Raw genomic sequence first — 8982 nt, 5'->3', positions numbered from 1 at the left:
TACCCGATCAGGATCAGGCAATAGATGTTGTTATCTCAAAGCATTATGACAACCTTTAAGGCATTTATACCATATGGTTATCGCCACATGGTTTTAAAGCAACCAAACCGGAAAACCCGGTAATTGCCCAAAGGGTTCGCCAAAACGCGGCCAATAAACGCCCAAGGCGAATATCCCCTTCCCTCTTTTCTTTTTGCCAGGTTTGCACTATATACAGCCCACGGTCAGTTTGACCGTAAATCCAACCGGGGGGCATTCCGCACTCCGGGTGTTTTTGTTTTTTTGAAAGGAGCGTGGTTTCCGTGCAGGTAATCGTTCGCGACAACAATGTCGATCAGGCTCTGAAAGCGCTTAAGAAAAAGATGCAGCGCGAGGGCATTTTCCGTGAGATGAAACTCCGTCGCCACTTTGAAAAGCCGTCGGAGAAGAAAGCTCGCGAAGGGGCGGAAGCAATCCGTCGTGCCCGCAAGCTGGAGCGTAAGCGCATCGAGCGCGAAGGCTTCTAGTCTTTTTCACTTTCGGGGTATCTCGAACGTGACTGTACGATCGAATTTAGTTCGCTAAATTCGGACCCGTGCGCCAAGCCCGCCTCGGAGCAATCCGGGCGGGTTTGGTTTTTCTGGGCCTTGGCCTCAGTCATGGCCTGATCAAGAATTGTTCAAGCAGCCTTGCATATCGAGTTGCCACCATCGGCCAGCATGGCCGATCCGGTAACAAAGCTTGAATGATCAGATGCCAGAAACAATGCCGCCTTGGCAATTTCGTCTGGTGCGGCGATCCGGCCGAGCGCATGGAACTTTTCCACCATTGCCCGTGCTTCCTGATCATTGGCAAAGCTTGCCGCCATCGGGGTATCAGTCCCACCCGGCAACAACGCATTTACCCGCACATTGGCCCCGCCATATTCCACGGCCAGACATTGCGCCATCCCGATCAGGCCCATTTTACTTGCCGCATAGGCCGTCATGCCCGGCAGGCCAATGGTATGTCCAACAAAGGTAGAAGTAAAAATAACCGATCCGCCGCCGCGTTTGGCAATTGCGGGCATCTGGTATTTCGCCCCGAACATGGCTGATGTCAGATTGGTTCGAATGGTTTTCTCCCACTCCCCAACGTCAATATCACTCAGCGCACCGGGTGATCCGAGGGTTCCGGCATTGTTGAACCCCACATCAAGCCCGCCATACTCACCAATCGCGGCATCAACCAATGCCTTGGCAAACGCCTCGTCGCAGACATCCCCGGCAAGGGCAAATGCCGTACCGCCTGCGCCATTGATTTCCGTCACAACCTGATCAAGTCGATCTTCCGAGCGCGCCGCAAGCACAAGCTTTGCCCCTTCCCGGGCAAACAGTTTGGCCGATGCGGCGCCGATCCCGGAACTTGCACCGGTGATGATAACAACCTTGTCTTCAAGCAACATGATCTATCCAATCCATCTGGCACCGGCCCAGTTGAGTGAGCGGTGCGGTTAGTGATGGCAAAAGGATATGGGGCAGCGTCCAGTGTTGCTCGCCGGTTTCGGACCTCACGTTCGTGTCGCGCAGAAACCCGGATGTATCAGTTACCCGATACCCACGCCCGGATGTCATCCATCATCGTCGGCTCATAGCCAATCGGATCTGGCATCGGTTCAGACCGCACAATGATGCCCGACTGGGTGCGATAGACGGTATAAAGCGTATCTTGCCTGATATCGGTAAAGGTTGAACTGCCGTATTCGGCATCGACCAGGAAATTCCATTCCGCCAGATAGTTCATCAGATCAAGCGCATCGCCCTGCCCCAGATCATAGGCCATCTTCGGCTTGGTGTTTTCATCATTGATGTCGCGATATCGCCCCTCAAAGCGCACCAGCTTATAGCGGGCATCCATGCCCATCACATTGGCCCACGGTTTGAGCTTGATGAATTCGGCATCAATCCGCCACTGATCACCATAAATCTCAAAGATGCCGACATCCCCGCCTTCGCCCGCCGCCAGATGGGCCTCGAACAAATCCTCCCCAATCGGCTCGAAATACATCTTGGCAATCGGCTCCTCGGCCGTCAGCCGGACATAGGTCAGGATCGTCAGCCCCATGGACGCCACCAGCGCCACGGACAGCACAACCACCAAAAGCAGAGAAACCCGTACCAACCGAAACATGCGACCTTCTAATTAAGCCTTACAATTCTACGCTTGAGTAATTTTCTTCGCCGTGCGTTCTCTTAACTCTAAGAAATGGTCAGAAAACAACCGCTGAACCCGCGTTGACTGCCTTAAACTCGAAATCAGATATGTGTTTGGTTCAGCCAAAGTCTTTTCTTTAGCTGAGGCATAGTTCCCGTGAATCGCCTCGGGTATCATAATCTGAAATGATAAAAAATTTGGATGACAGAAATTCGAGATCCATTCGTATTCATCTCGCAGGATAGCGCTTCCCTTCTTCTTAGCAAGGCGAGCGAGGACCAAGTCAGAACGATCTATACACTTCAGTACATTAATAGGACAGGGTGCATTAGGTATATCTCCGTGTGAAGATCCCATCATTGCAGAAAATAGCTTTTCACGGACAGAGCTCATGGAGACAGAGCCGTTTATAAGCGCATTCAGTTGGTGACAAAAATACCCCATAAGGGCAACACTCTCCATGTGCCCACGCAAAATCAGCGCAAGAGCATACGAGTTTTGATCTTCTATTTGCGTAATAGCGGCATCAATCAAATAGATACACCGATGAGTGACACTTTGCTCGATTGTTTTCGCATTGGAAATTACGATCTCTGCCTCATTCCTCCTCCTCAATTTATTCAAGCAGAAATCGTCATTGAGAAATCGCTTAGCGTATTCTTTGTTATCCAATATCTCGTCGAACTCATCACCCTTTCCAAGGCCACGAGCAATTCCGTCTGCATCAACCAAAAGAACAGCCTCCCGTTGAGAAAAGCAACTTCCACAAGGCCATATTAAACTAGATCGACACGCCCATTGACAACAAAAGGCGGCCCCACCGGAGCCGCCTTTTGCCGTTTCAAACCGTAGGGTCTGATCAGTTATCGAGATGCATGACGATTTCTTCGCACATCTTTTTGGCATCGCCGAACAGCATCATGGTGTTGTCCTTGAAGAACAGTTCGTTCTGGATGCCAGCGTAACCGGCTGACATGCCGCGTTTGACGAACAGGACCGTTTTGGCCTTTTCGACTTCAAGGATCGGCATGCCGAAGATCGGGCTTGCCGGGTCGGTTTTGGCTGCCGGGTTGGTGATGTCGTTTGCACCAATCACGAAGGCCACGTCAGCCGATCCGAAATCACGGTTGATTTCTTCCATTTCCAGCACGTCGTCATAGGGCACGCTGGCCTCGGCCAGAAGCACGTTCATGTGACCCGGCATACGTCCGGCAACCGGATGGATGGCGTAGCGGACTTTGACACCCTCTGCTTTAAGGATATCAGCCATTTCACGCAGCGCATGCTGTGCCTGTGCCACGGCCATACCATAGCCCGGCACGATGATGACGCTCGATGCGTTCTTCATGATGAAGGACGCATCATCGGCCGAGCCGGATTTGACCGACCGATCACCATCGCCGCCAGCACCGGCGGCTGCTTCGCCCTCTGCGCCAAAGCCACCAAAGATGACATTGAAGATCGAGCGGTTCATGCCCTTGCACATGATGTAGGACAGGATCGCACCCGACGCACCGACAAGCGCCCCGGTAATGATCAGCGCACTGTTCTGAAGCGTAAAGCCGATGCCACATGCCGCCCAACCCGAGTACGAGTTCAGCATGGAAACAACGACCGGCATGTCTGCCCCGCCAATCGGAATGATCAGCGTAACACCCAGAACAAGGGCCAGTGCCACAAGGATCCAGAAGGCCGTATGGCTTTCGGTCACGACCAGGATGACACCAAAGACAACAATGGCAATCCCGATGGCAAGGTTGAGCATATGCTGCCCCTTGAACCGGACAGGCGTGCCCGAAACGATGCCCTGCAACTTACCAAACGCAATCAAGGATCCCGTGAAGGTGATCGCACCAATCGCCACACCGAGGCCCATTTCAATCAGGCTGGCCGCACCGATATTGCCCGCCGTTCCGATGCCATAGGCACCCGGCGAATAAAGCGCTGCACCGGCGACAAACACCGCGGCCAGACCGACCAGCGAGTGGAAGGCTGCAACAAGCTGTGGCAGGGCGGTCATCTGGATCTTGAGCGCGATGACCGTACCAATCGCACCACCGATCAGAATACCGACGATAATGGTTGTGTATGACAGCACGGCCGGACTTGCCAGCGTGGTAAAGATGGCAATTGCCATGCCCACCATACCAAGGATGTTCCCGGTCCGGGCCGATTCAGGTGACGAAAGTCCGCGCAACGAAAGAATGAAGCAGACCGAGGCCACCAGATACAGGAAAGCCGATAGGTTTTCCGACATTGTGTGTTCCCCCTACTTCTTTTTCTTGAACATATGCAGCATGCGCTGGGCGACGATGAAGCCACCGAAAATGTTGACCGAGGCCAACACCACCGCAATGAAGCCCATCATCTTGGAGAAGTTCATCTCCACCGGGCCTGCTGCCAGAAGCGCACCGACGATAATCACCGACGAAATGGCGTTGGTCACAGCCATCAGGGGTGAATGAAGGGCCGGGGTAACTTTCCACACGACGTAATAGCCAACAAAGCAGGCCAAGACGAAGACGGTCAGACCAAGGACCGTCGGGCTGACGCCTGATCCCTGTACCGCGACCGCGGCAGTGCCAGCGGCATCGGACGCACCACTTGCCAGACTATCGGCAAGCTTTGCGGCCTTTTCCGCAAGGCCAAGGGCGGCATCGCGGAGTTCATTTGCATTTTGGGCTACGGATTGATCAGCCATTTGCGACCTCCTCCCCGCCGAATTTCGGATGAACGACCTTTCCATCATGGGTCAGGCGCGTCTCGGCGATGATCTGGTCCTCGCCATTAAACGACAGCGTGCCTTTGTCCTTATCGACAGAAAGGGTGATGAAGTTCAAAAGGTTCTTAGCATACATCGCCGTTGCATCGGTTGCGACGGAGCTGGTGATGTTGGCAGGACCAATCAGCTTGACGCCATTATCGGTCATTACCGTCTCACCAAGTTTCACACCGGCAACGTTGCCACCACGCTCAGCCGCCAGGTCAATAATGACCGAGCCCGGTTTCATGCCCGACACCATATCGGCGGTGACGATTTCCGGTGCCGGACGGCCCGGAATAAGGGCCGTGGTAATGACGATATCGGTTTTGGTCAGAACCTCTTTAAGCTTTTCAGCCTGTTTCTTTTTGTAGTCGTCCGACATTTCCTTGGCATAGCCGCCGGAAGTTTCGGCATCAGACGCCGTGTCGTCTTCGACTTCAATAAAGGTCCCGCCAAGCGACTGAACCTGTTCTTTCACCGCCGGGCGCACATCAAATGCCGATACAACGGCACCAAGGCGCTTGGCGGTTGCAATCGCCTGAAGGCCGGCAACACCGGCCCCGACCACGACAACCCGTGCAGGTGCAAGTGTGCCCGCCGCCGTCATCATCATCGGATAGATGCGGCCAAATTCATGGGCGGCATCCAGAACGGCGCGATAGCCCGCCAGGTTGGATTGCGAGGACAGCACATCCATCGACTGTGCGCGTGAAATACGCGGCATCAGTTCCATCGAATAGCCATCAACACCGGCCTTTGCCATCGCATCGATCAGGTCCTTGCGATCATAGGGCTCAAGCAGGGCCACAACAGCGGCCCCCTTCTTATAGGCGGTTAATTCGTTGGTTTTGCCGTCAATGACAGGTGGGCGCACCTTGAAGATGACATCAGCATCCTTCACGGTGGTTTTCATTGTTTTGGCAATGGTTGCACCAGCATCGACAAAGCGATCATCCGGTATGGCGGCGTCTATTCCGGCGCCAGCCTCGATTGCAACGTCAAACCCCAGAGCCTTAAGCTTCTTAACGGTCTCTGGCGTGACGGCAACGCGCTTTTCCCCGGGCCATATTTCCTTTGGAACGGCCAGTTTCATCGCGTTTGACCTCCTTCCCTAAATGATTGGTCAGTTTGACAATCCGTCTTCATTCAAAGCAACCGGTTCCAGAACGTCATGTCGCGTTCCTTTTGGACCGATCACCGGGCAACCCTTGTCCAGTTCAAATCATCCGGGCCAGCACACCTACACCTAAAGCGGCCCGAAAAAGAAAAAGGCGGTTCTTCAGCAATCGCAGAAGAAACCGCCCACTTTCCCACCACGCATTACAAGGCAAAAAACCTTGCTGACATATCAGGTCCCACCCGCCATTGGTGCTCAGGACAAACAATCAATGACGCCCTGCATGTCTGCGTTGAAAGCAAGATGCGATTTCTGATCGGCAACCACAATCCGAAAAACCGACAAAAAAGCACTTTAACTTTATATCAGTTAATATATCGAAAAATCCATTATGTGCGGAAATTCGCACATTTCATTTCCATTATGGAACAGGTCCTGATCCGGATCGTCACACAATAGAACGTTGATTTTTGGCAGTTTCCCCTGTTTTCGCCTCACGTTGTAAGTGAATATTATCTTACAAATAAACGTCCAAGTCTTCATTTATTCCCAAATGGGCACGCAATAGGGAACGTTGCAAACGCAAAAAGGTTCGCAAAAATATTCTCGATTTTTGGGAAACCAAACCGGATCAAACATCAAAAATCGGATTTTCCATCGCGCAATTTGCCCAAACGGGTGCTCGACTCTGCATTGAAAAGTCGACTCGCTTGGGGGGCCGGATAAGTTGGTGAATGCGACGACTTGCACGCCTTATCAGTCGGGGCGTTCCAAACCGATCTGGGCCAGTGCATCTTTTTGACGGGCTTCAAGTTTTGCCACGTCAAAATCGCCGACAAGATCGTTAAACAGGCGATACCAGTTCACCTCTGCATCAAGGCGCAGGAACACCGCGCCAAGCCCGACCGCTGCGCGGTCAACCAGAACGAATTCACGCGGAGGTTTGACGCCGCCGACACGGCGCAGCTCCTGATGAACCTTTCCTGCGACCTCTGCGCCATAGGCGACAGAGTTGGTTTCACCCATCTTGCGTTCGCGATCATCAAGGATCGGGCCGTAAACGAAGCTGGCCCAGATATTGAGCACATCAATCAATTCGCGCGACGGATTTTCAAAGCCCCAGCTTTCATAGGCTGAAACAGCCTTTTCCTCGTCCTCGTCACGCAGCGCCTCATAAAGCGTAATCACCGCTCTTACGAAGTCTGGCTTGAAAATGCGGATACAGCCGAAATCCAGAAGATTGACCGAAAGGTCATCACGTAGCGTGTAATTGCCCAGATGCGGATCGCCATGGATCACGCCATAGCGATAAAACGGCACATACCACGCCCGAAACATATTAAGCGCAACCTGATTGCGCGCATCCTGATCGGGATCACTTTCAAGGAAATGCTTGAATTTCTGCCCGGTTTGCCAGGTCATAGTCAAAAGCCGCTTGGTGGTCAGTTCATCAACCGGTTCGGGCACATGAACACAGTCCTCATCGGCCAGCATATGGCGATAAAGGCGTATATGCTTGGCTTCACGCTCATAGTCGAGTTCTTCACGCAGGCGGGCGGTCAGTTCTTCCTGAATGTTTTGCGCATCAATCGCGCTGTCATAGCGCTTATAGATCGCAAAGGCTGCGCGCAGCTGCTTAAGGTCGGCCTCAACCGTTGCCGACATATCCGGATATTGCAGCTTGCACGCAACATCCCGCCCTTCGGGCAGTGTCGCCTTGTGCACCTGCCCAAGTGACGCGGCCGCCACGGCATCGTGGCTGAATTCTGTGAATTTCGATTGCCATCCGGCCCCAAGTTCACTTCGCATGCGGCGTTTGACAAACAGCCAGCCCATGCTGGGCGCATCTGCCTGAAGTTCGGCCAGCGCCTGGGTATATTCCTTGGGCAGGGCATCGGGGATGGTCGACAGGATCTGGGCGACCTTCATCAACGGCCCCTTGAGCCCACCAAGGGCCGAGGTCAGTTCGGCGGCGTATTTGGCATGATCAATCTCGCCGCCGAACATTTTCCCGGTGGCAAGGCGCGCGGCCAGCTTGCTGGCCGATGCGCCCACCCGTGCATAACGACGAACCCGCCCGCCAAACCTGTTTTCCTCGTTTGCGGCGGTATAATCATCGTCGTTATCACTCATATCAGGAAAGCTCCTCCAGCTCGTCGATCATGCGTTTGATCATATTAAGGCCCCGCTGCCAGAAGGCCGGGTCCGATGCATCAAGTCCGAACGGTGCCAGAAGTTCCTTGTGCCGTTTGGTGCCCCCGGCTTTCAGCATATCAAGATACTTCTGCTGGAAGCCGTCTTCGGCACCCTGATAAACGTCATAAAGCGAGTTCACCAGGCAATCGCCAAAGGCATAGGCATAGACATAAAACGGCGAATGGATGAAGTGCGGAATATAAGACCAGTAGTACTTGTATTCATCTTCATAACGGATGGCATCGCCCAGGCTTTCATGCTGTACGGCAATCCAGATCTCGCAGATCTCATCAACGGTCAATTCACCTTCGCGGCGCTTTTCATGGACGCGCTTTTCAAATTCAAAGAACGCGATCTGACGCACGACGGTGTTGAGCATATCCTCAACCTTGCCGGCCAGCATGATGCGCTTCATCTTCGGATCACTTTCCGAACGCAGCATCGACTGGAAGGTCAGCATTTCACCAAACACCGATGCGGTTTCCGCAAGGGTCAGCGGCGTATCAGACAGGAAATAGCCCTGCTCTGCCGCCAGCACCTGATGCACACCATGGCCCAGCTCATGGGCAAGCGTCATCACATCGCGGGTTTTACCATGATAGTTCAGCAGCAAATACGGATGTGCTGACGGCACGGTCGGATGGGCAAAGGCACCCGATGACTTGCCCGCGCGCGGCGGCACATCGATCCACGGGTTATCAAAGAATTTCTGACCGACTTCTGCCAGTTCCGG

Annotated in this window: 10 protein-coding genes; 2 read left to right on the top strand and 8 right to left on the bottom strand. The window is 53.5% G+C overall.

Going from position 1 to position 8982, the window contains the following annotated elements; all coding sequences use genetic code 11:
- The first annotated feature begins 302 nt into the window (after positions 1-302).
- The gene (gene rpsU / locus B3Z49_RS14800; protein WP_008891676.1) at positions 303-506 is read left to right on the top strand and encodes a 30S ribosomal protein S21; all 204 of its coding nucleotides are present in this window, start codon (positions 303-305) and stop codon (positions 504-506) included.
- A 152-nt stretch (positions 507-658) separates the two neighbouring features.
- Here the strand turns inward: rpsU and B3Z49_RS14795 are convergent, their stop codons facing one another.
- The 6 genes from B3Z49_RS14795 to B3Z49_RS14770 all read right to left on the bottom strand — a co-directional run bounded on the left by B3Z49_RS14795 (position 659) and on the right by B3Z49_RS14770 (position 6029).
- On the bottom strand, positions 659-1423 hold the full coding sequence (locus B3Z49_RS14795) for an SDR family oxidoreductase (protein ID WP_296992272.1): 765 nt from the start codon (positions 1421-1423) through the stop codon (positions 659-661).
- Positions 1424-1560: 137 nt separating this feature from the next.
- On the bottom strand, positions 1561-2148 hold the full coding sequence (locus B3Z49_RS14790) for a hypothetical protein (protein WP_296992271.1): 588 nt from the start codon (positions 2146-2148) through the stop codon (positions 1561-1563).
- Between the two features lie 27 nt (positions 2149-2175).
- Complete coding sequence (locus B3Z49_RS14785; RefSeq protein ID WP_296992269.1) at positions 2176-2904, bottom strand: hypothetical protein; 729 nt, start codon at positions 2902-2904, stop codon at positions 2176-2178.
- A 127-nt stretch (positions 2905-3031) separates the two neighbouring features.
- Positions 3032-4429 carry an NAD(P)(+) transhydrogenase (Re/Si-specific) subunit beta gene (locus B3Z49_RS14780; protein WP_063088968.1) on the bottom strand — a complete coding sequence of 466 codons (1398 nt, stop codon included), beginning with the start codon at positions 4427-4429 and terminating at the stop codon, positions 3032-3034.
- A gap of 12 nt (positions 4430-4441) precedes the next feature.
- Positions 4442-4873, bottom strand: coding sequence for an NAD(P) transhydrogenase subunit alpha (locus B3Z49_RS14775; protein WP_008891680.1), 432 nt, complete (start codon positions 4871-4873; stop codon positions 4442-4444).
- Positions 4866-6029 carry a Re/Si-specific NAD(P)(+) transhydrogenase subunit alpha gene (locus B3Z49_RS14770; protein WP_296992265.1) on the bottom strand — a complete coding sequence of 388 codons (1164 nt, stop codon included), beginning with the start codon at positions 6027-6029 and terminating at the stop codon, positions 4866-4868. Before B3Z49_RS14770 ends, B3Z49_RS14775 begins: the two co-directional genes overlap by 8 nt.
- Before the next feature lie 78 nt (positions 6030-6107).
- Here B3Z49_RS14770 and B3Z49_RS14765 point away from each other — a divergent pair, with 78 nt between their 5' ends.
- Entirely contained in the window at positions 6108-6512 is a 405-nt protein-coding gene (locus B3Z49_RS14765) for a hypothetical protein (protein WP_296992263.1), read from the top strand.
- A gap of 297 nt (positions 6513-6809) precedes the next feature.
- On the opposite strand, the gene B3Z49_RS14760 is transcribed toward B3Z49_RS14765, so the two are convergent.
- Positions 6810-8186 (bottom strand): ABC1 kinase family protein, encoded by a 1377-nt coding sequence (locus B3Z49_RS14760; RefSeq protein WP_296992261.1) that lies wholly within the window; start codon positions 8184-8186, stop codon positions 6810-6812.
- A gap of 1 nt (position 8187) precedes the next feature.
- On the bottom strand, positions 8188-8982 hold a 795-nt coding region (locus B3Z49_RS14755; RefSeq protein WP_296992259.1), incomplete at its 5' end, for a M3 family metallopeptidase.

Origin of the sequence: Thalassospira sp. UBA1131, assembly GCF_002311515.1 — a bacterium.
Lineage (GTDB): Bacteria > Pseudomonadota > Alphaproteobacteria > Rhodospirillales > Thalassospiraceae > Thalassospira.
This window is presented reverse-complemented; position numbering and strand designations above follow the sequence as displayed.

What these genes read in the sequence shown, in the direction of transcription:
- B3Z49_RS14775 (WP_008891680.1), bottom strand. Translation starts at nt 4,873, where the DNA reads ATGGCTGATCAATCCGTAGCCCAAAATGCAAATGAACTCCGCGATGCC.
- B3Z49_RS14780 (WP_063088968.1), bottom strand. Translation starts at nt 4,429, where the DNA reads ATGTCGGAAAACCTATCGGCTTTCCTGTATCTGGTGGCCTCGGTCTGC.
- B3Z49_RS14760 (WP_296992261.1), bottom strand. Translation starts at nt 8,186, where the DNA reads ATGAGTGATAACGACGATGATTATACCGCCGCAAACGAGGAAAACAGG.
- B3Z49_RS14765 (WP_296992263.1), top strand. Translation starts at nt 6,108, where the DNA reads ATGTCGCGTTCCTTTTGGACCGATCACCGGGCAACCCTTGTCCAGTTC.
- B3Z49_RS14790 (WP_296992271.1), bottom strand. Translation starts at nt 2,148, where the DNA reads ATGTTTCGGTTGGTACGGGTTTCTCTGCTTTTGGTGGTTGTGCTGTCC.
- B3Z49_RS14770 (WP_296992265.1), bottom strand. Translation starts at nt 6,029, where the DNA reads ATGAAACTGGCCGTTCCAAAGGAAATATGGCCCGGGGAAAAGCGCGTT.
- B3Z49_RS14795 (WP_296992272.1), bottom strand. Translation starts at nt 1,423, where the DNA reads ATGTTGCTTGAAGACAAGGTTGTTATCATCACCGGTGCAAGTTCCGGG.